The following is a 22,353-nucleotide window of genomic DNA, read 5'->3' as shown; positions in this document are numbered from 1 at the left end:
CCCGGGATCTTTTATGTGCGGCTGATGAAATGATTTATTATGGAATATTTAAATCGAAAATGTCGTATTTATATAAAAAAAAGTCTTTTTAATACAATAAAAGCGCAAAGAGTAAACGATAAATTTGAAGAAACGATTTATGCCTGGTAATGCCGTTTTGAACCGCTATGATGGATATGAATTCAAGGTCTTCAGAAATAACTTCAAAAACAACCGGTCTTTAATTAACAACCGGATCAATGCCATCGGTGAAGATGCAGAAGACAATTTGTGGGTAGGTACCAGCCAGGGCGCATGTGTTTACCAAAGGCACACTAACAATTTTTCTTTTCTTTATTATTATACTCCTCAAAAAAAAGCGAAACAGCTAAATTCGGTCGTCAACGATGTTGAAGCCGACGGGCAGGGCAATATGTTAGCCGGTTATTGGCGAGCCGGGCCCCGACACAATTGAGGTTGTATGCGTTTACGCCCATTCATTCAAACAAACCGGGAAACGTAACACAAATAAATTAATATGATTGCTATGCGTATTGTTACTATAACGTTCACACTATTCCTGCTTACCGTCACCCGACAAATATCTGCGCAGTCTGGTCTCAGCTTGTGGTACAATAAACCGGCTGAAGCGTGGGTAGAGGCCCTGCCGGTGGGGAACGGTCACATAGGCGGAATGATTTTCGGGCGGGTAGAGGAAGAACTGATCCAGTTGAATGAAAGTACGCTCTACAGCGGTGGCCCCGTAAAACAATCCATCAATCCTGATGCCTTTCAATACCTTGCGCCCATTCGCGAAGCGTTGCTGAAGGAACAGGATTATTCAAAAGCAAATGAACTGGCCAAAAAGATGCAGGGGTATTTTACCGAATCCTACCTGCCGCTGGGCGACCTGCTGCTAAAGCAATCGTTCAATGGGCGCACGCCGTCTGCTTACCAGCGCAGGCTCGATCTTCAAACCGCTATCGCCACTACCCGTTTCACGGTTGATGGGGTGGAATATACGCGCGAAGTTTTCTGCTCGGCGCCTGCCAACGTAATGGTCATCCGCATTCGCGCCGGCGTTCCCGGCGCTATCGATCTTTCGGTGGCATTGAACAGTCCCCTGCATTACACCATTTCTGCAAAAGCGAACAATGAAGTGATCATGAGCGGTAAGGCGCCCGCACATGTTGATCCCAGTTATTATAATCCCAAAGACCGGCAGCCTGTTATTTATGAAGATACGGCAGGTTGCAACGGCATGCGTTTCCAGTGCCGGGTAAAAGCCATTACCAAAACAGGAACGGTCACGGCAGATACTTTGGGCCTGCACGTGCAGCATGCAACAGAACTGGTCCTGATCGTATCCGCCGCCACCAGTTTCAACGGTTTTGATAAATGTCCTGATAAGGAAGGGAAAAACGAGCAGGCCATTGCCGCTGGCCTGATCGATGCGGCCGCAAAAAGATCTTACACCGGGTTGCAACAGGACCATGTGAACGATCATCAGCGCTATTTTAACCGCGTTTCGTTTATACTGAAGGATACTGGCGCTGCAAGTAATACAAACAGCACGCTGCCTGTGGACAAACGGTTACAGGCGTATTCAGCAGGCGCGTATGACCCGGCGCTGGAGACCTTATACTACCAGTACGGGCGTTACCTGCTGATTGCTGCATCGAGGCCGGGCGGGCCACCGGCAAATTTGCAGGGTATCTGGAATAAGGAATTGAGAGCGCCCTGGAGTTCCAACTATACCATCAATATCAATACACAAATGAATTACTGGCCGGCAGAAAGCACCAATTTGTCTGAAATGCATTTGCCACTGCTGCAGTGGTTGAAGATACTTTCCGTGACCGGCGCCCGGGTGGCGCGGGAGTTTTACCATTGCGATGGCTGGGTGGCGCATCATAATTCGGATATCTGGGGTTGCGCCAACCCGGTGGGCGACCGGGGCGCCGGCGATCCGGTGTGGGCCAACTGGTATATGGGCGGTAACTGGCTTTGTCAGCATTTGTGGGAACACTATGCATTTACCCAGGATAAGAAATTCCTCGCCACAGCATACCCTATCATGAAACAGGCCGCTGTATTCACGCTCAACTGGCTGGTGAAAGACAGCAGCGGTTATTGGGTAACAGCGCCTTCCACTTCTCCCGAGAATAAATTCCGCGATGAAAAAGGGCGGGCGCAGGCGGTATCGGTTGCTACCACGATGGATATGTCTATCATCCGGGACCTTTTTACGAATGTAATAGAAGCGTCCGAAGCGTTGAATACAGATCAGCTATTTCGCAACCGGTTAACCGAAGTAAGAAAGCACCTGTACCCATTAAGAAAAGGAAGCAAGGGCGAATTGCTGGAATGGTATAAAGAGTTTGCAGAAACCGACCCGCAGCACCGCCATGTATCCCATCTGTTTGGTTTGCATCCGGGCCGCCAGATCTCTCAGCACAATACACCGGAGTTTTTTGAGGCGGCAAAGAAAACGCTGGAGATAAGGGGCGATGCGGGTACCGGCTGGAGCCGGGGATGGAAGATCAACTGGTGGGCGCGTTTGCTCGATGGCGACCATGCCTATAAATTGATTCGTCAACTGCTCAACTATTCGGGCGCCGACGGAAAGGGTGGTGGCGGTACCTACCCTAACCTTTTTGATGCGCATCCGCCCTTTCAGATAGATGGCAACTTTGCGGGAACGGCTGGTATGACGGAAATGATGCTGCAAAGCCATTTGGGCGAAGTACATCTTTTACCCGCCCTGCCGGCTGCATGGAAAGAAGGAGCGGTAAAAGGACTGAAAGCGCGCGGCGGATTTACGGTAGATATACTATGGGCAAAAGGGAAGTTGCACAAAGCCATGATCACGGCCGCCATCGATGGGGTGTGCCGGATAAGGAACAACAGGCCATTTGTTGTGAATGCAGTCAGCGCAAAACAGGAAGCTGATGATTTCGTGCTTTCAGTAAAAATGAAGAAAGGGCAGCGATACTATGTTCATCCGCTGGAATGACCCGATAGGTATCCACCTGCCATCCCCCTGCAACATTTTGGGCCATAGTCTGCAATATTTGAATGCCCATTTCCTGCCACCCGTCTGCTAATTTTGCTACCCTGAGCACCTTCTTAAAACAGTATAAAATGGCGCATCCAATCTTTTAAAGAAACAAAATGAAATCGAAAACTATTGTAATTGTTTGTATCCTGTTTTGTAATTCATTGATGGCCCGGGAGGCGCCACAGGTAGCTAAACTGGAAAGTCCCGACAGGTCGATCGTGTTAAACGTATTTTTATCAGCTTCCGGCGAAATTCAATACAGGATACAAAAAGCTGGTGTTAACATCATTGAACCTTCGGCTTTAGGTGTGATGATGCAGGGGCATGATTTTACACATGGCATGAAACTGGTCATAACAGCAAAGCCGGAACACATAACAGAAAGCTACCAAACCAAAAATGCAAAAAAAAGCAGTATTCTTTACCAGGCCAATCAATTGGAGTTATCCTTTGTGAATGACGAAAAGAAAAAAATGGCAATCATTTTCCGGTTGTCCAACGACGGGGTGGCTTTCCGGTATTCTTTTCCCTGGATAAAAAGTAATGAAACGATAATCAAAGAATTTTCCGCTTTTTCATTCGACAAAAATGCAAGGGCCTGGTTGCAACCCATGAGTGAAGCAAAAACAGGTTTTGAACATTGTCATCCGTCTTATGAAGAACATTATTTGCAGGACATTGCGGTTGGCACCCAATCACCATTAAAGTCGGGTTGGGTGTATCCTGCTTTGTTTAAAACAAAGGATACATGGGTGTTGATAACCGAAGCGGCGCTTGATGGTACTTATTGCGGTACAAGATTGATGAATGACGCTGCCCCGGGAGTCTATTCAATCGGCTTAGCCGACCCCAGAGAAGTGTTTACTGGCGGTGGCCATTTACCCAAAAACAATAAGCCGTGGCTTACCCCCTGGCGTATTATAACCATCGGAAGTTTGAAAACAATTGCAGAATCAACATTGGGTACCGATCTGGCGCCGGCAGCGGTGTTCAGGGATACCTCTTTTGTAAAACCGGGAAAAGCCAGCTGGAGTTGGATCAATAGCAAGGATGACAACATCACTTTCGATGAACAAAAAAAATATATCGACTATGCGGCTGACATGCACTGGCAATATTGCCTCATTGATGCAGACTGGGATACTAAGATCGGCTATGATAAAATAGCCGATCTGTCGGCATTTGCAAAACAAAAAAATGTTGGCTTGTTATTATGGTACAATTCTGCAGGCGACTGGAACACGATCAAATATCATCCTAAAGATGTACTGCTTACAAAGGAAGGAAGGGAAAAAGAATTCAGCCGTTTACAGGCAATGGGCATAAAAGGCATAAAGGTCGATTTCTTCGGTGGAGACGGGCAAAGCATGATCCAATACTATATCGACATTTTGAATGATGCGGCAAAATATAAGCTGCTGGTGAACTTTCACGGCGCTACATTGCCAAGAGGCTGGCAAAAAACATATCCTCATCTTATGACAGCCGAAGCCATTTATGGAATGGAGATGGTAACATTTGACCAGACTGCAGCCGATGTACAGGCTAACCATTGCGCTATGTTGCCGTTCACCCGGAACGCATTCGACCCCATGGATTTTACACCCATGAATCTTACCGGGCTTACGTCCTCCAATTGCATCAGAAAAACCACGCCCGCCTTTGAACTGGCACTTTCGGTCTTATTCTTATCGGGCATACAGCATTATGCACAATCACCCGAAGGAATGGTTCGTGTACCGGACGAGGTGAAAGCGTTTTTAAGAACACTTCCCGGCAACTGGGACGATGTGAGATTTTTAGCCGGCTATCCCGGAAAATATGCTGTCATTGCCCGGCGAAGCGGTAACCGGTGGTACATCGCGGGTATTAATGGCGAAAAAAATGAAAAGAAAATAAATCTTGATATTGCCTCATTTAAGAAAAGCAGGGCAACGCTGTTCACGGATGGGACCAGGGGCGAATTGTTTTCAAAAGCCATTCTTAATGCCGCAAAGCAAAAAGAGTACGATATTACACTGGATGCAAATAGTGGATTTGTAATGGTGCTTGAATGATTGTAAAACAAAAATATTACTCCGTCAAAAGGGTTCTATTGCATGACAATGATTTTCACAAAACCGGTTTTTATTTTCGGCTTCCTTGTTCTGTTGGCTAACGCGCTGCCTGCCCAAACAACCAGCCTGAATGGGGCGTGGAAAGCCCTCGTCGATCCGGCGGGAGTGGGTGACTGGCGGCAGGTTTGGCTGGAAGATAAGCCGCAGCATAAAACCGATTTTTTCGAGTATTCGTTTACCGGGGCGCCCGTATTAAAAGTACCGGGAGATTTTAATTCCCAACGATGTGAGCTCACTTATTATGAAGGGACAGTGTGGTACAAAAAGCAATTTAATTACACCCTGCAACACGGTAAGCGGTTGTTCCTGCATTTTGGCGCCGTAAATTATGCCGCGGACGTTTACCTGAATGGCAGTAAGCTCGGCAGCCACGAAGGCGGCTTTACCCCCTTTCAATTTGAAATTACCGGCAAAGTAAAGGCGGGCGCGAATGCCCTCGTTGTTAAAGTAAACAACATCCGGCATACCGACGGATTACCCGGCTATGGATACGACTGGTTAAATTATGGCGGCATATCCCGTGATGTGGAGTTGACCGAAAGGGCCGGCACTTATATTGAAGATTATAGCATACAATTAAAAAAAGACGGTTTACATACGGTGGCAGGCCGGGTGCAATTGAATGGAATACAACCCGCACAGCATATTACTATCAGGATCCCTGAGTTGAACCTGGTTTATAAAACCCAAACAGATGAAAAGGGAATGGCCGGGATTGAATTTTCGGCAGCGTTTACCCTGTGGTCGCCTGAAATGCCTAAATTGTATAAGGTGGTAATAGAAAGTGAAACGGATACAGTGGTGGCCAGGGTAGGGTTCAGGTGTATTGAAGTGAAAGGGAATAAGATACTGCTAAACGGGAAACCGGTTTTTCTGAAAGCGGTAAATATTCATGAAGAAAATCCATACAAAGGCGCCCGGGCCTGGTCTAAGCAGGATGCTGATCTATTATTGAATGCAGCAAAGGAGCTGGGCTGCAACCTCGTTCGGTTGGCCCACTATCCGCACAATGAAAACATGGTAAAAGAAGCGGAGAAAATGGGTTTAATGGTTTGGAGCGAACTCCCCATTTATCAGCATATTCAATTTGCCGATAGCGCCGTGCGGGCAAAGATGGGAACGATGCTGGAAGAAATGGTGCGCCGTGACAAAAACCGCTGCGGGGTTGTTATCTGGAGCCTTTCCAATGAAACCTATCCCGGTACGCCCAACCGCACCGAAGCGCTGGTGGCCTTAACGCAGCAATGCAGGGCACTGGATTCCACCCGGTTGATCACACATGTTACCAATACCCAGCGGTACCAGAACAACACATTTGATGTTTGGGATCCGCTTTACCAATCGTGCGACTTTATTTCGTTGAACGAGTACATTGGCTGGTATGTGCCCTGGCAGGGTAAACCGGCCGATACAAAATGGAAGCTGGTTTGCCCGGAGAAGCCGGTGTTTATCTCGGAGTTCGGCGGCGAAGCTTTATATGGCAGTCATTACGGAAAGACAGATGAAGCCGCTTACTTCACCGAAGCATACCAGGCAAAGATATATACCGACCAATTGCAATTATTCAACACCGTGCCCAACTTATGCGGGGTATGCCCCTGGTTATTGTTCGACTACCGGTCGCCGGCCAGGATGAATCCTGTTTACCAGCAGGGATATAACCGCAAAGGGTTACTGTCTGATAAAGGCGAAAAAAAGAGAGCCTGGTATTTGATGCATGCGTATTACCAACAAAAAAATAAACAAGCCATATGAAAAAGAAACCTATCCTCCTTGCCTTGTTTGCCATTTTTTCCACCAGCATCATTGTTGCCCAACAACCTGCCGCTATTAAAATTGCGGATGGGTTGGTGCAGGGAAGGGTTGAAGGTGGATTAACGGTTTACAGAGGCATTCCCTTTGCCTTGCCACCGGTTGGCAATTTGCGTTGGCGCGCGCCACAACCGGTAAAAAAATGGGACACCGTGTTACAGGCAAACAAATTTGCTCCCGGTCCCGTACAGGGGTGGACGCCCCCTTCAGGAAAAAGCGAAGATTGTTTATACCTGAATGTTTGGTCGCCTGCCCTGTCTGCCGGTGAAAAGCTGCCTGTGCTGGTATGGATCTATGGCGGTGGTTTTAATGCCGGCGCCACTTCAGATGTAAATTACAGTGGTGAAAAATTAGCAGCCAAAGGCGTACTGTTTGTAAGCATCGCTTACCGGGTTGGCCAGTTGGGGTTTTTAGCACATCCCGAATTAAGTGCGGAAAGCCCCAGCCATACCTCCGGAAATTATGGGCTGCTGGATATGATAGCCGGGTTGCAATGGGTGCAGAAAAACATTGCCGCATTTGGCGGCGATCCCGGTAAAGTCACCATTTTCGGTGAATCGGCAGGTGGCATTGCCGTTAGCATGTTATGCGCTTCGCCGCTCGCCAAAGGATTATTCCGGGGGGCCATCTCCCAAAGCGGTGGGTCGTTCGGCCCGCCAAGGACCACTACGTATCCCGGCGAAAATTTAAAAAAACTCCCCGATGCAGAAAGCGCTGGCAGCGCGTATGTAAAGAATGCAGGATATAATTCCATCGCAAATTTGCGAAAGCTTGATGCAGATAAATTACCTGCCATCCGCGGGCTGGCATGGCCAATTATCGATGGCTGGGTAATACCAGACGATCAGTATAAATTATATGACGCAGGTAAATATAATGATGTGGCTGTGATGATCGGCTACAACTCCGATGAAGGCGCCAGCTTTTCACCGCCTAAAACGCCTGCTGATTATACAACGGCTGTAAATACCCGGTATGGCAAATTTGCCGCGGATCTGTTGAAAGCTTATCCCGTTGATTCAAATAATGTTCCTAAAACAGCAAGGGACTTAAGCCGGGATGCCGCCTTTGGCTGGCATACATGGAGCTGGGCCCGGCTGCAATCGAAGACCGGTAGATCGAACGTGTTTTATTATTACTTCGATCAGCATCCCGGTTATCCGGCGGGTTCGCCGCGTTACGGCTATGGATCGCCGCATGCGCAGGAAGTAGCTTACGTTTTCAAACACCTCGATGCGGCTCAAACAACCAAAAGCGACCTGGAAATATCCGATGCTATGGCTACCTACTGGACCAACTTTGCAAAGTATGGCCATCCCAATGGCAGCGGGTTGCCTGCCTGGCCGGCCTTCAGCGATAAAAAACCGGTAGTGATGTATTTTAATCAAACTCCGCATTCGGGACCCGTACCGGATGCAAAATCACTTGAAGTGCTGGATGCTTATTTTAAATGGCGCCGTACACCGGAAGGGGAAGAGTGGGCGAAGTGATAAAATCGTTGACCACTATTTATCCAATTGCTTTTGTATGGTCGATGCGCTTGCCCTTTTTCGTAAATACAGGAGTTTGATAAGGAACAATTAATTCCACGCGAACACCGGCTTTACCTGTTATTTCTTTTTTACCAGTGATCTTTAATTGCGCCCGTGTATTCGTTTGCCGGCTTAATATTTCCAGCCGCTCCTTGTTAATAGTGGTAGATAAAGACCGCTTCTGAGATTGATCGCCGGCATCTTTAAGGCCCCGGCCATTGTCGTCTATCACGCAAAGCAGAACTTTATTTATCTTTTGGATCTGGATGTTGAGTTCCCCTTTTTCCTGTTGACCATCAAACCCATGAAGGATCGCGTTTTCAACAAAAGGCTGCAACAACATAGGCGGGATCAGGATGACTTGCTGGTCGGCTATACCTCCTACGTCAATGTGGAAATCGAATTGGTTGCCGGCTAACACTTGCTGCAACGTTAAATAACTGGTCAGGGCATCGAGTTCGTTTTTGAGCGGCACAAAAGGTTGCCGGGCATTTTCAAGGCTCAACCGGAAGAGCTCGGCCAAATGCTGTATAAAGTTAATAGCGCTTCTGGTGTTTCCAATCTCGATCAACTCCTGTAATCCATCCACCGAATTGTATAAAAAATGAGAGTTGATCTGGCCCCTGAGTAATTGTTGCCGCAGGCTTTCTTCCCTTATCTTCATATTAACTTGCTTCCGCCTCCACACCCAATATAGAAATATGCCAAGGAGGATGACGCTGCAAATGATCTGAACGATCGCTCTTCTTTGTTGTTCCCTGGTTCTTTCGCTCTCCTGGTTGCTTAACGCCAGCGATTTTATCTGAAAGTCTTTTTCCAGCAGGCTGTATTTTGCTTCTAACTCCCTGGCCCGGGCGATGACGGAGGAGTCTACTTCTTTGTCATAATACGCGAAAGCAGAATCCTTGGCGGCACTGGCCTGCCAGGTTTTTTTTTGAAGCGTCCAATTGTCCGCTTTGGCCCGCCATATTTGCTTTTGGAGCGCCCAGTTCTTTTCATGCGAAGCAAGGCGCAGCGCCGTATCCAGCAAATGTTCATCCTGGAGGTATTCACCCAGCTTTAGGTAGGTGGTTGCTATATTGTAGTAAGATTGAGCGCTCAGTTCATCCAACTCCCGGCTGATCTGCATGCCCTTCAACTGATAGGCAAGGCCTTCTTTCAGATATCCTTTTTTTGAAAGAAGGGTTCCCAGGTTTTCATACCGCACTGCGTTATAATAAGGATTGCTGAAACTGGTATCCTGCATCAATGCCTGGAAAAAAATCAGCGCAGAATCTACCTCGTTAACTTTTTCATAGTATTCGGAAATGTTGGTGGCAAAAACTGTTTTATGCTTGGGACTGGTGCTTCGTTGAAAGCCCTCGAACAGGTATTTTTTTTGCATCTCCAGGTCACCGATCTTCTCGTAGATATTATACAGTTTCAGGCAAATGAGCGGCAATCCCGGCGTATCAATTTTCTGGGCCATGAAATAAGCTTCGCGGCCGTAGATCAGTGCGCTGTCAAGGGAATGTTGGTCGCCCATAATGTCTGCCGTTTGAATTTTGCTGGCCAGGACCTGCCGTTGGGTAGTATCTTTCTCCAGCGCCAGTTGTAAGGACCGGTCCGCATACAGTCGGGCGCTATCGAGTTTGTTTTCGAGTTGATACACCACCGCCATACAGCGAAGCCAGGAACACATATCTATATAGTTGTCCTTTTGTTCAATGTACGGCAGCAGGCTGTCTAACATTTTTTTGGCTGCTGTAGTTTCCAGGTTTTGTAATAAGGGATTAACCCGCTGTTTAAAAAAGGGCAGCAGGGGAGCTTTGGCAGGTTGCTGGCGATGGTTACCATTGGTATTACAGGCCATACAAATGATGGCCACGACGAAGATCCGGTACATAGTGGCTATAGCTTTTTAAAATATTGATCAACAATTTCTTTTCTCCGGCTGGACACCGGGATTTCGGTTGCATCTTTTAAATATATGATGCTGTCTTTTTTGTGGTAACGATCAATATAAAGCTTATTCACCAGGTAGGATTGGTGGGTACGCAGAAAGGATGTATTGGATAATAATTCCTCATACTCCTTGAGGTAGCAGGTGGTGACCGCCTTCTTTCCGTCATGGAAGAAAAAAGTAGTGTAACCGTACTCTCCATGCAGGTAGGCGATTTCTTTTACAGCCACGACCTGGTCAACATCACGGGACCGCAATACGATGGTTTCCGGCATCTTTTTTTCCCTGAAACAGTCTGCTGCGATGCCGATCTGTTCCCGGAACAGGGGCTGCACGTTGATCATTTTTTGTAACGCCTCTTCTAATTCCTCTTCGTTCACGGGCTTTTGTAAATAATCAATAGCCCCGCAACGGAACGCCTGTTTTGCATAATCGTTGTGCACCGTAACAAAGATGACCTTCGTTGGAACGGATATTTGTTCGAGTATGTCAAAACCGGTCCCATCGGGAAGTTCGATGTCGAGTAACAACAGATCCGGTTTTCTGTTATTGATCAGTGCAATGGCCTCACGAACGGAACCACAGGCGCCTATGACCACAAAGCCTGGTTGTTTTTGTACAAGGCGCTTCAGCCGCTGCCGCAGAAGAGCCAGGTCTTCCACTACAATCACTTTTAGGGGAGTGGTCAGGTTCATGGGTTAGTATATGTTAAGCAATCAGTATTAAATTTAATTATAATTAAGGTTATTCCATTACGTGAGAATAAATTGCTTTCACTTATTGATTTAAGTCAACGCTTTATATAACGTGTAAGCAAAACGAAAAGCGCCTATTTCTTAACTATTCCTTTACGGATTTCGCCAAAACCCATACGGATTTAGGATAACTCCCGGCGGATTTCGGTTGACTGTATTTTCTGTTTCATCCACCGTTAGTTTTGATCTGCCTAAATAATTTATAAATTCTAAATACCAGATCATGCCTGCTTTTCAATCAACCTTTGATGCACTGATTCAATCCTGGAAGCTTCGTTTACAGGACGCCGAAGCGCACGAAACCAAATTACCGGCCCGGATGGAAACATGTATCCGGGTCTGTGAGGAAAGCCTTTTGGAGCTCAGGCAATGGGTGATGGAGCATTCCTTTCCCTGCAGGGAATGCGAGATCTATTTTTTCAAACAGGTAAAACCGGTGATCAAAGCGAGGTATATCTATTATCAAAAGATACATCGCCTGCATACCGGTTATTTTAATGGCAGCGGACTGCTTGAAAAAGAGCGGCTTGAAAAGGAATTGCGGGAGCTTGCTCAATATTTTACTGATAACGATCAGTTTTTTTCCTACTACCGTAACGGTTATACCCATCATGATGAGTTGTTTTTTGTACGGGGGCAATATGACTGGAAAATTTGTCCCGAGGTCAATCATTTTGACGATCTTTTCTCTACCAGCTTCGATGGAAAGCTGGCGGAGCTGATGGCTTATGAGCTGTTGATGAAATATGTGGATGGGATGTTGAATCCTTCCTGCAAACTTACAGAGCCTGCAACTGTCACTCCCTCCCGGTCAGTTGCTGTTTCCAGGCTGCAGTGTACCGCCTCCGTTACTGATATCGTTGAGCTGGGGTATGCTTTGCATGCCAAGGGCTTTTTCAATGATGGGAAGGCTTCTATCAGGGATGTAATGACCTTTTTGTCAACTATGTTACAAAAGGACCTGCATTATTATTCTCGTTTATTTTTCCAAATTCAGGAAAGAAAAAGTAATGTAACTAAATATCTGGATGAATTGAAGGCTGGTCTTACCAGGTATATAGATCAGTTAGATGAGCAAGATCAGCTGAAATAAATATATCAATTGATACTTTAAATCGAACAAATATTGTATCAGGCATGCATGGCTGTAGTATACTACTTCATGCATGCCTTTTTTGTTGCAATTAACAGTGGCTTGTTGCAAAAAAAAATCTTTATCAATTGATAACAACACGATAAATCCACTCACGCAAACGTCCCAGATTTGTGTTCATAAAGCAGAACACAATGACAAACACATACAACATAGCCGCGATAGATGGTAACGTACTGGTACCCGTATTGTCTGAAACTGGTAGCTTACTTGCCTACCTATTGTCTGCGGACCCTACAGGTATACTCAGGGAACTCTACAGCCCCATGAGTACTGTTAGAGAACTGTCAGAGAACTCCCTGAGAACTCCCAGAGAACTCAACACTGATTTCACCTATTATAAAAATGCTATTGGCTGTACCGGTCAGCCAATTATTCAATCATTATTAAAAACTAAAACTATGGCAAAAACACAAGCAAAAAGTGGCGTGTCAGGCGACAGAATCAAGACAGATGCCGCCTTTGAACGTACGCGGGAGAACAACGCGGAGTTTGCGCGTGCCGGTAAGGCGGCAAAACTCCTGCGCAGGATCTTCAGGGATGTTACCATCCATGCGAAGGACAGGATCACCCAGGCGCGCCTGGTAAAGGTGGCGTCGCGCATTGTACTGGCCGACCCGATAAACGAAAGGGGAAAACGTACAGTAAACAATGGCGACGTACAGCAATTTGAAAATTTTCATTTCAACGAACGCGCAGGCATTTCAGATTCCCTGTTCGTGCGCTGCCCCGTTAGTTTCAACCGGGTGTCGGGAGAGGTTATAGTTAATATTCCCTCTTTTGTACCACGTCAAGGTGTGCAGCAGGCGCCTGGGACCACCCATTTCCGCATTCTGGCAGCAGCTGCTGCTATCAACTTCGTCACAGAGAAGTACGAGTACGCTATGCAAACAACGCCTGAGATCCCTTTAAACCTTGATCCCACCCAGGCGGCTACGCTTACGCTGGCATTGCCAGCCAATAGCAAGGACATCGTATTGGTGGCGTTGGGCATCGAGTATTACCAAATGGTGAACAGCCGGGGTTACTCGCTCAAATCGGGCGAGTACAATGCCACTACCATTGTGTTGGTAGATAAGGCAGCGTAGAATCAGTTACCAGTTACCGGTTTTCCCGGCAACCAGTGACCGGTAACTGGCACCGGCACCCGGCAACCATGAACTGCTTACATCCTGTAAGGAACCCGCTGCCTGTTATTACAGCAGCTTACCACCGAAGCCTGATTCATCTGTTGCCGATGCCACATTCACCTATGAAACCTGAGCGCTTGTTTGCGGATGAGCAAGTATGTATACCTGGAGACCTCCATGCCTGCTTTTTAGCGCAAACCTTATTAGTCGCGGCACAGTGCGCAGGGGCCGTGGCCGGTAAGTGGCGCCATACGGTTATGGCCATTGATTAGTAGACCGTGGTTTTTATTTGTTAACCAGTAAATTAGTAATCATGAATCAGATCATAAACCGCATGCAGGATACCACTCCGAAGTTTTTTAAAATACTTCGCAACATTGGTGTCTCTCTGGCGGCAGTAAGTGCAGCCGTGTTTGCAACCCCTGCACATTTACCCAATATCGTTATCGACATTGCCGGGTACCTCGCTGTAGCAGGCAGTGTAATGGGTGCCGTAAGTCAAACGGCGGTGCTCAATGAAGATGAATAAGTAAGGTGTGTTGTTACAAAAGAGCCCTTCGACTCAGTCGGAGGGTCTTTTTTCAAACCAATAAAAAACATAACAATGGAAACTGATAAATTACTTACCAATGCTCAGATCAATGAGTTGGCTGTTAGCAGCGGTTATGAATACCGGGTTTTAAAAGCAATTATCCAGGTTGAAAGCTGTCAGCATGGATTCGACCCGGTTACAGGGAAAATTATAATACAATTTGAACCATCCTGGTTTAAAAGGCTTTGCAAAAACTGGGCGCAAGATACCAGGCATATAGCCTGGCAAACGAATGAAGTAGGCGACCAGGCTGCGGAATGGAAAGCCTTTAACAGTGCCTTTGCTGTGAATGCGGATGCCGCCATGCAAAGCACCTCGATCGGCATCATGCAGGTTATGGGCTTTCACTTCGGCGAAATAGGATTTAAAACGGTGGGAGCAATGTGGGATTTTGCTAAGGAGAGTGAGTACAACCAGGTATTATTGGACATTCGATGGATTAAAACCGTACCGCCGCTCGATCTGGCGATTAAAAAGAAAGATTGGCAGAAAATAGCCTTATTCCATAACGGAAAAAATTACCGGGTTTTTCGTTATGACACCCGGCTTATTTCTGCCTACAAGTTTACCGGCGATTATTTACGAACAGGGTAATAATGAAACGCCTCCTGATGTGTCGGGGGGCTTTTGCTTGTGCGCCAGCATGATAGCTTCTGACTGGAGGTCAAATCAACAAATGTATATTGTGGGAAAATAATTTGTGACAAGTCTCGTATCCGATTATCTTTATGATGGTAATCATTTCATACCTGTCCTGGCAACAAATCTATTGATCGAAATGGGGGAATTATCTTGTCCGGTGTACCGCGTCGGGCAAAATTGTTGTCAATCATATATTTATACTTAACGGTACCACATTCCCGGCTTCTTTTATTGACACCAAGCACAGTAATGGCATATAACATGACTGAACGAGAAATTATTGAGGGCTTAAAGGGCAATCAACAATTGGCATTCGACCGGGTATTTGACGAATTTTTCCCACAATTGCAGTTTTTTGCCACCCGGGTGACCGGTGACGCAGAAGAAGCGCGGGATATAGTGAACCAGGTATTTCTTAGTTTGTGGAAACTTAGGTCCCGTTTTGAGACATTGGTGAACATTAAGGCCTTCCTTTACATTACAACGCGCAATCATTGTTTTAATTACCTGCGCCACCGGCAAAGACAGGAAACGGTTAAAAAAGAGTATGGTAACAGTCTTGAAGATGTAGCCGACGAGCAGAATATGGAGCTGCGCATGATCGAGACAGAAGTAATGAAAAAGGTCTATGAAAAGATAGAGGAATTACCTGACAAATGCAAGCAGATATTTAAACTGACTTATTTAGAAGGATTGCAAGCCGGTGAAATAGCCCAAAAACTCAACATCTCTACAAGCACTGTCACCACCCAAAGACATATTGGCATCAAATACCTGAGAGCCGTTTTATCGGAAGAAGACTTTCTCGTTCTATTGCTGTTAATTAACGGCAGTCTATCGTTAATCCCACACTTTGCTTGAATTTTATAATTTTTTTTCTTTTTTCCACATTTTTCTTGGACATCTGGTACTTCCTGATTGTTTCTATTATATGAGGGTTATTTAATTATTAATTCTGAGGCGATAGTAAGGTCATTAAACATTAAACCTGATTGCATGGAACTACAGGATCTTCCCGAGGGGTTATCTGAAAAAGTAAGGCTGATAGAACTTTACCTAAGTGACGAGCTAGGCATAGCAGACCGCGGCAGCCTTGATACGTGGCTGGAAGCATCGCCCCGCAACCGGGCTTTCCTGGAGAATCTGTCCAACCGGGAAATGTTAGTTGAAATGCTGAGGGAATATGAACAGGCAAAAGCCATGACGCCCGAGGCGAAAGCAACAGTGCATGAGCTCATTCGTGGGGAAGGCCAGGAAAAACCGGTAAGACCAATAAGGAGCCGGACCTGGTATCGGGTAGCAGCAGCGGCGATGCTGATCCTTGCAGTTGGCTTGTATGTCTGGAGCAATAAATATAAGAAAGATACAACTGCTGTTGCGGTGCAGGAAAAGACAAAGACAGTTCCACATGATGCAGTTCCGGGAAGTTACAAAGCCAGGTTGACACTGGCAGATGGATCTGCCATCGTGCTGGATAGCGCCGCTGTGGGAAAATTGGCACAGCAGGGAAATACAGAAGTGGTAAACAAGGATGGCCGTCTTGCCTATGCTAAAGGATCGACAACCGAGACTGAAGCGATCTACAATACACTAACAACGGCGAAAGGTGAAATATATAGCTTGCAGTTGTCCGATGGCTCAAAAGTATGGCTTAACTCCGCCTCGTCCATTCGTTATCCCGTATACTTTAATGGTGGCGAGCGGCGCGTGGAAATTTCGGGTGAAGCTTATTTTGAGGTCGCGCATTTAGACAATAACCAGCCTTTCAAAGTCTTCGCGAACGGAATAGAAGTAAGAGTGCTGGGGACGCATTTTAATATCAACGCCTATTCAGATGAAGCAAAAATAAGAACAACGTTGCTTGAGGGCCTTGTTGTAGTTAGTCCGCCCGGCAGCGCCAAGGTTGTAATATTAAAACCAGGACAGCAAGCTGCCGTAAAAGGGTCCACAGTTGAGCTAATAGAACATGTGGATACAGAGCAGGCGGTCGCATGGAAAAACGGTTATTTCCAGTTCAGCGAAGCGGACCTAAAAACCGTTATGCATGAAATAGAACGGTGGTATAATGTGGAGGTTGTTTTTGAGGGTAATGTGCCACAGCCGGTATTTTCAGGCAAGCTCTCTCGGAATGCCAACGCATCCGAAGTGTTGAGGGTATTGGAACAGAACCAGGTACATTTCCAGATAGAAGGAAAAAAATTATTGTAAGGCCTTAGTCAATAGCCTTGGAAAATTGTTTTTAATAATATAGTGTGCTGAGTACGAATGAACAGTACGCGGAGATAGGATCAATTCAAATTGATGCTAGAGTAGCTAGTCGAAATTATCAAATACTATTAAGCAATCAGCCTGTCTTTTTAGAATAAACCAAGGAACAGTTTCGATGAAAGTCGCCTCAAGCTGGCGATTAAAATGCACTTTGCGTTTGATGTACATATGCGAATTACGCACTTAGGTGCAAAAAACCATCCTTACAGTTCCTTTCTATCAACCTTACGCTATAGCATTACCAAGTGCCACTAACATCTGCCTGCCTTCCTTAAAAAGCTGCAAAGCTGTTAACCATTGAAATTATCCAGGGAATTAGCCGCCTTTTCTTGACCAGCGAGTATGGTCATGAAAAAAGCCGAAAGTGATTGTAACACTTCCGGCTATGATGGTTAACAAACAACTAGCAACGTCATTTAATTAACCAAAACTCGAATTTATGCAACATTTCGGTGTCTGCAAAAAACGGGCTTTCGGCATTGCCATGCCACTGCCTGAATTGCTTAACGACAAATACCGGCAGGCGGTAAGAATTATGAAAATAACTGCTTTTATACTCTTTGCTTGCTCCCTGAATGTAAGTGCTGCTGGGTACTCGCAGAGTATTACGCTTTCTAAAAGGGAAGCCCCTCTTACTGAAGTCTTCAAGGCTATCGAAAAGCAAACTGACTACATTTTCTTTTACAATGTAGATTTGGTGAAAAAGACCGAGAAAGTAAATGTAGAAGTAAAAGACATGCAACTTCAGCAGGTATTGGATATGCTATTCAAAAACCAACCAATAACGTATAGCATTACAGGAAAAATGATCACTGTCTTTCCCAAAAAAGATGATGCCCCGCCCAACGCAAGTGGAGGTCCTTTGGCTTTAAGGGTACACGGGAGGGTAGTTGACGAAAATGGCAGGCCCTTACAGGGAGTAACTGTAACAGTGAAAGGGACAAAGAAACAGACGATTACTGATGATAATGGCGAGTTCGTTTTGCCCCAAGTTGAAACAAATGCAATACTTTCTTTCAGTAGTGTTAATATGGATACATTCAATTTGAGTGTTAGCGGCAGAACTGAAGTTTTTGCAACGCTTAAAACAAAAATGAGTCAGTTGGACGATGTTCAAATCATTGGATATGGAAAAACTACAAAACGGTTTTTGACTGGCAACGTGAGCACCATAAAATCACAAACAATAGAAACGCAACCTGTTGGTAATCCTTTACTGGCATTGGAGGGCAGGGTTCCAGGAATGGTTATTACACAAGCTACAGGCTTACCTGGTAGCGGTGTAGCCGTAAGGATACAGGGGCAAAACACAATTGGGATAAATATTGGTAGTGATCCATTGTATATTGTTGATGGGATGCCTTATCCGTCAAGGCTTCTTTATACGATTTCAAGAATTCAAGGATCTTCTGGTAATAATTCCCCAAACCAGGCTGGTGTCCAGGCTGGGACTGGCAATCCCCTCAGTTTTATCAATCCATCAGATATCGAATCAATCGAAGTGTTGAAAGATGCTGATGCTACTGCAATTTATGGATCCCGTGCTGGTAACGGTGCTATTATTATAACTACCAAAAAAGGTGTCGCGGGAAAAACAAAGGTAGATTTTAAGATGCAAAGTGGATGGGCAAAAGTAACACGAATGTTAGATGTGTTAAATAGAGACCAATACCTAGAAATGAGAAACGAAGCAATAAAAAATGATAACATCACCTTATCCCCAACAGATAATAATTATGATCTCAATGGTACTTGGGATAATACTCGTGAGACTAATTGGCAAAAGGAATTGATTGGTAATACAGCACGTTATTCAGACATTCAATCATCTTTTTCAGGAGGAAACACAAATACACAATTCCTAATTTCGAGCAGTTACCATAAGGAAACGACTGTGTTTCCAGGAAACTCGAATGATAAGAAAGGTTCGTTGCATTTTAATATAAATAACATTTCTTCTAATTCTAAATTCAAACTGCAGCTTTCTGGTAGTTATTTAATTGATAATAATAATTTAATTAATCGTGATTTGACACAAGATGCTATCAGCCTGTCTCCGGTTGCTCCGTCGTTGTATAACGCTGATGGTTCTTTGAATTGGGCTCCTTTATCTAATGGTAATTCTACATGGACAAATCCTTTGGCTTATTTAGACAACACATACAATGCAAAAACGAACAACCTGATTGGCAATGCTGTAATTTCTTACAAGATATTAAGTCGGCTACATATTATGGCAAATTTGGGTTATAATAATTTACAGATGAACCAAACATTGCTTGCTCCTTTAACTTCTGTTCGTCCTGAAATCCGTCCAACTACATTAAGAAGTTCCCAGTTTAGTAACAGTAACATGAATTCTTGGGTTGCAGAACCTCAAATCAATTTTCAGCCGTTTTTTGGAAACGTAAAAGTTGAGACGTTACTTGGTGCAACATTTCAACAGAACAACAGTTCACGAGCAGAACAAAGTGGTTCTGGATATAACAGTGATCTTGTTTTAAAAGATATTAGTGCAGCGCCGACTCGTTCCGCTATAGGTGGAAGTGCAGTTTATAAATATAATGCCATATTCGGAAGGGTAAATATTTCTTATAAAGATAAATATCTTCTTAATTTTACTGGAAGGCGAGATGGTAGTAGCCGATTTGGTTCTGAAAATCGCTTTCACAACTTCGGTGCAATTGGTGCGGCCTGGATATTTTCGAGTGAAAATATTTTAAAAGCCAGTAGATCCTTTCTAAGTTTTGGAAAACTTAGAGCAAGTTACGGAACTACTGGGAACGATCAGATAGGTGATTATCAGTATCTCAATTTGTATAATCCGGTTACCGGTGTAGGCGTTCCATATCAAAGTGCAACAGGACTTGCGCCAGATCGTTTAGCGAATCCATATTTACAGTGGGAGGAAACACGAAAAATTCAATTTGGAGTAGATTTAAGTTTTAATAACGACAGAATTATATTCACTACCAATTACTATAATAATCGTTCATCAAATCAGCTTTTATCTTATTCTCTTCCTATCGCCACTGGATTTTCAGGTATAACAACAAATTTTCCAGCATTAATAGAAAATAGTGGTTGGGAGTTTTCACTCACATCCACCAACATCAATCAGAAAAATTTTAAATGGACAACAAGTTTCAATCTTACTTTTCCTAAAAACAAACTTCTTGAGTTTCCGAATCTTTCAACTTCATCGTATGCAAGCCAATTAGTCATCGGGCAGTCTGTAAATGTTGCCAAGGCGTATAGATCTGCAAATACAGATGTCTCCGGAGTTTATCAATTTATAGACAGTAGCGGAAATTTTACAACTTCTCCAGTTTATCCCCGAGATGCAACGGTTTTAATTTCTACCGATCCCAAGTTTTACGGTGGGTTAGAAAATACACTAAGTTATAAAGGATTTGAATTAGCTGTTTTTTTTCAATTTGTAAAACAGATTGGTTACAACTACTTTTTCGGCAATAACCCCGGAAACTTTTTTGGCACTACAAACAATGGGAATCAACCGGTTTCTGTGTTGGAAAGGTGGCAAAAGCCTGGCGATAATAAGCCGATACAGCGTTACTATTACAATTTTAATATTAGCAATTTTTTAGGTTACTATAATGCGATTGCCAGCAATGCTGCCTATTCTGATGCTTCCTTTATACGTTTGAAAAATTTGTCTCTTTCTTGGAATGTTCCGAAGCCTTGGTTAAAAAGTATTCACATTGACAATGCTAGATTTTTTGTCTTTGGTCAAAACCTCTTGACAATTACAAATTATCAAGGAATGGATCCGGAAACAAGAAGCTACTCAACACTGCCTCCGTTAAAAGTAATAACTGTAGGAGTGCAGGTGGCCCTTTAATAAAAAAGTAAAATGAAATAATATGCAAAAGATAATAAAGAATTTATTTAGATCTTGGTATAGTAACTTTTCATGGAAGTTTCACATGATACCATTGTCTTTCTTTGCTCTGGTATCATGTGAAAAGTTTATTGAAGTTGATCCGCCGAGTACGGTAAACGCAGATAATGTTTACTCTAGCGACGCAACAGCTGCAAGTGTGCTAACTGGCATTTATACAAATTTGAGCAAGAGTAATATAACCGAATTCAGCAGTGGCGGCGTTACAAGTGTGTCATTGTTTGCTGGCTTGTCTGCGGACGAAATAAAGCTGTTTAATCCTAATTATGCAACCTACGCTTTTTATTATAAAAATGATTTAAGCAGTATTTCGGCCGTTGGAACGGCAAATTATTGGGGCACTATTTATCCCATCGTTTATGTGGCGAACTCAGCTATTGAAGGTATAACATCTTCAAATACTTTGACGCCTTCGGTAAAAAATCAACTGTTAGGTGAAGCTAGGTTTATTCGGGCTTTTTGTTATTTCTATTTGGCGAACTTATATGGGGATGTACCGCTAATATTAACAAGTAATTGGCAGACAAATTCAAAACTTGCGAGAGAGGGAACAACTGATATATATCAGCAGATCGTTGAAGATTTGACAGCTGCAAAAGGATTGCTTAGCCAAAATTACTTAAAATCAGACGGGTTTTCTTCAACAACGGATAGAGTTCGGCCATGTAAGTGGGTGGCTTCTGCGCTGCTAGCACGTGTATATTTGTATCTAGGCGACTGGCAAAATGCTGAAATGGAATCAAGTTTGCTAATTAACAATTCAAGTTACAAGTTATCGGCACTAAATGATGTCTTCCTTAAAAATAGTAATGAAGCTATTTGGCAGTTGCAGGCTGTAGGTACAGGCGTAAATTCGAACACGGGTGAAGGTAAGCTATTTGTTCTGCCGCCAACTGGCCCGAATAATGGTAGTTTTCCAGTTTACCTTAGCGATTATATCGTCAACAGTTTTGAAAACGGAGACCAGAGAAAATTAAACTGGGTTGGCAGTGTTACACCAACATCCGGCACAACTACTTATTATTTTCCCAATAAATACAAAATTGGTTCAGTTAACACAACTCCTCAGGAATATTGTACAGTGTTTCGTTTAGCTGAACAATATTTAATCAGAGCAGAGGCAAGGGCACAGTTGAATAAACCAGATGACGCACAATCAGATTTGAATGTCATCCGGTCAAGAGCTGGTTTAGGGGCAACTCCTGCAAATCAAAAACAGCCACTATTAGATGCAATAATGAAAGAAAGAAAAGTTGAATTTTTTACCGAATGGGGAAATCGTTGGTTTGACTTAAAAAGAACAAATACAGTTGATGCTCTAATGAGTTCTGTTACACCCACAAAAGGGGGCACTTGGCAAACGACCGATCAGTTATATCCTATACCAAAAACCGAACTTGACAAATCTCCTCAGCTCATTCAGAATTCCGGTTACTAATAGGCAATTA

The 22,353-nt window shown here is 44.4% G+C and carries 15 protein-coding genes; 13 read left to right on the top strand and 2 right to left on the bottom strand.

The features are described 5' to 3' along the window. Nucleotides 1-139: 139 nt before the first annotated feature. From NIAKO_RS11910 to NIAKO_RS11890, 5 genes are all read left to right on the top strand, one after another. The gene (locus NIAKO_RS11910; protein ID WP_041346659.1) at nt 140-454 is read left to right on the top strand and encodes a two-component regulator propeller domain-containing protein; all 315 of its coding nucleotides are present in this window, start codon (nt 140-142) and stop codon (nt 452-454) included. 72 nt (nt 455-526) lie between these two features. Further along, the gene (locus NIAKO_RS11905; RefSeq protein WP_041348475.1) at nt 527-2,995 is read left to right on the top strand and encodes a glycoside hydrolase family 95 protein; all 2,469 of its coding nucleotides are present in this window, start codon (nt 527-529) and stop codon (nt 2,993-2,995) included. Between the two features lie 158 nt (nt 2,996-3,153). After that, a complete protein-coding gene (locus NIAKO_RS11900; RefSeq protein ID WP_014218668.1) occupies nt 3,154-5,097 on the top strand; it encodes a glycoside hydrolase family 97 protein in 1,944 nt (647 codons plus the stop codon). 42 nt (nt 5,098-5,139) lie between these two features. Further along, the gene (locus NIAKO_RS11895) at nt 5,140-6,912 is read left to right on the top strand and encodes a glycoside hydrolase family 2 protein (RefSeq protein WP_014218667.1); all 1,773 of its coding nucleotides are present in this window, start codon (nt 5,140-5,142) and stop codon (nt 6,910-6,912) included. After that, nucleotides 6,909-8,459 (top strand): carboxylesterase/lipase family protein, encoded by a 1,551-nt coding sequence (locus NIAKO_RS11890; RefSeq protein ID WP_014218666.1) that lies wholly within the window; start codon nt 6,909-6,911, stop codon nt 8,457-8,459. Before NIAKO_RS11895 ends, NIAKO_RS11890 begins: the two co-directional genes overlap by 4 nt. Before the next feature lie 19 nt (nt 8,460-8,478). Here the strand turns inward: NIAKO_RS11890 and NIAKO_RS11885 are convergent, their stop codons facing one another. Together NIAKO_RS11885 and NIAKO_RS11880 are read right to left on the bottom strand one after the other, a co-directional pair. Further along, nucleotides 8,479-10,386 carry a histidine kinase gene (locus tag NIAKO_RS11885; protein WP_014218665.1) on the bottom strand — a complete coding sequence of 636 codons (1,908 nt, stop codon included), beginning with the start codon at nt 10,384-10,386 and terminating at the stop codon, nt 8,479-8,481. 5 nt (nt 10,387-10,391) lie between these two features. Then, on the bottom strand, nt 10,392-11,138 hold the full coding sequence (locus NIAKO_RS11880; protein ID WP_014218664.1) for a LytR/AlgR family response regulator transcription factor: 747 nt from the start codon (nt 11,136-11,138) through the stop codon (nt 10,392-10,394). Between the two features lie 283 nt (nt 11,139-11,421). On the opposite strand from NIAKO_RS11880, the gene NIAKO_RS11875 reads away from it, so the two are divergent. From NIAKO_RS11875 to NIAKO_RS11840, 8 genes are all read left to right on the top strand, one after another. After that, complete coding sequence (locus tag NIAKO_RS11875; RefSeq protein WP_014218663.1) at nt 11,422-12,291, top strand: RteC domain-containing protein; 870 nt, start codon at nt 11,422-11,424, stop codon at nt 12,289-12,291. A 194-nt stretch (nt 12,292-12,485) separates the two neighbouring features. Further along, nucleotides 12,486-13,439, top strand: a complete 954-nt coding sequence (locus NIAKO_RS11870) for a hypothetical protein (RefSeq protein WP_014218662.1) — start codon at nt 12,486-12,488, stop codon at nt 13,437-13,439. Nucleotides 13,440-13,794: 355 nt separating this feature from the next. Beyond that, nucleotides 13,795-14,010 carry a hypothetical protein gene (locus tag NIAKO_RS11865; protein WP_014218661.1) on the top strand — a complete coding sequence of 72 codons (216 nt, stop codon included), beginning with the start codon at nt 13,795-13,797 and terminating at the stop codon, nt 14,008-14,010. Between the two features lie 75 nt (nt 14,011-14,085). Beyond that, entirely contained in the window at nt 14,086-14,667 is a 582-nt protein-coding gene (locus tag NIAKO_RS11860; protein ID WP_014218660.1) for an N-acetylmuramidase family protein, read from the top strand. A 309-nt stretch (nt 14,668-14,976) separates the two neighbouring features. Next, nucleotides 14,977-15,576, top strand: a complete 600-nt coding sequence (locus NIAKO_RS11855) for an RNA polymerase sigma factor (protein ID WP_014218659.1) — start codon at nt 14,977-14,979, stop codon at nt 15,574-15,576. Between the two features lie 135 nt (nt 15,577-15,711). Beyond that, a complete protein-coding gene (locus tag NIAKO_RS11850) occupies nt 15,712-16,923 on the top strand; it encodes a FecR family protein (RefSeq protein ID WP_014218658.1) in 1,212 nt (403 codons plus the stop codon). 499 nt (nt 16,924-17,422) lie between these two features. Next, complete coding sequence (locus NIAKO_RS11845) at nt 17,423-20,845, top strand: SusC/RagA family TonB-linked outer membrane protein (RefSeq protein ID WP_014218657.1); 3,423 nt, start codon at nt 17,423-17,425, stop codon at nt 20,843-20,845. Between the two features lie 22 nt (nt 20,846-20,867). After that, a complete protein-coding gene (locus tag NIAKO_RS11840; RefSeq protein WP_014218656.1) occupies nt 20,868-22,343 on the top strand; it encodes a RagB/SusD family nutrient uptake outer membrane protein in 1,476 nt (491 codons plus the stop codon). The last annotated feature ends 10 nt before the right edge of the window (nt 22,344-22,353 follow it).

The sequence above is a fragment of the Niastella koreensis GR20-10 genome (assembly GCF_000246855.1).
Classification (GTDB): domain Bacteria; phylum Bacteroidota; class Bacteroidia; order Chitinophagales; family Chitinophagaceae; genus Niastella; species Niastella koreensis.
This window is presented reverse-complemented; position numbering and strand designations above follow the sequence as displayed.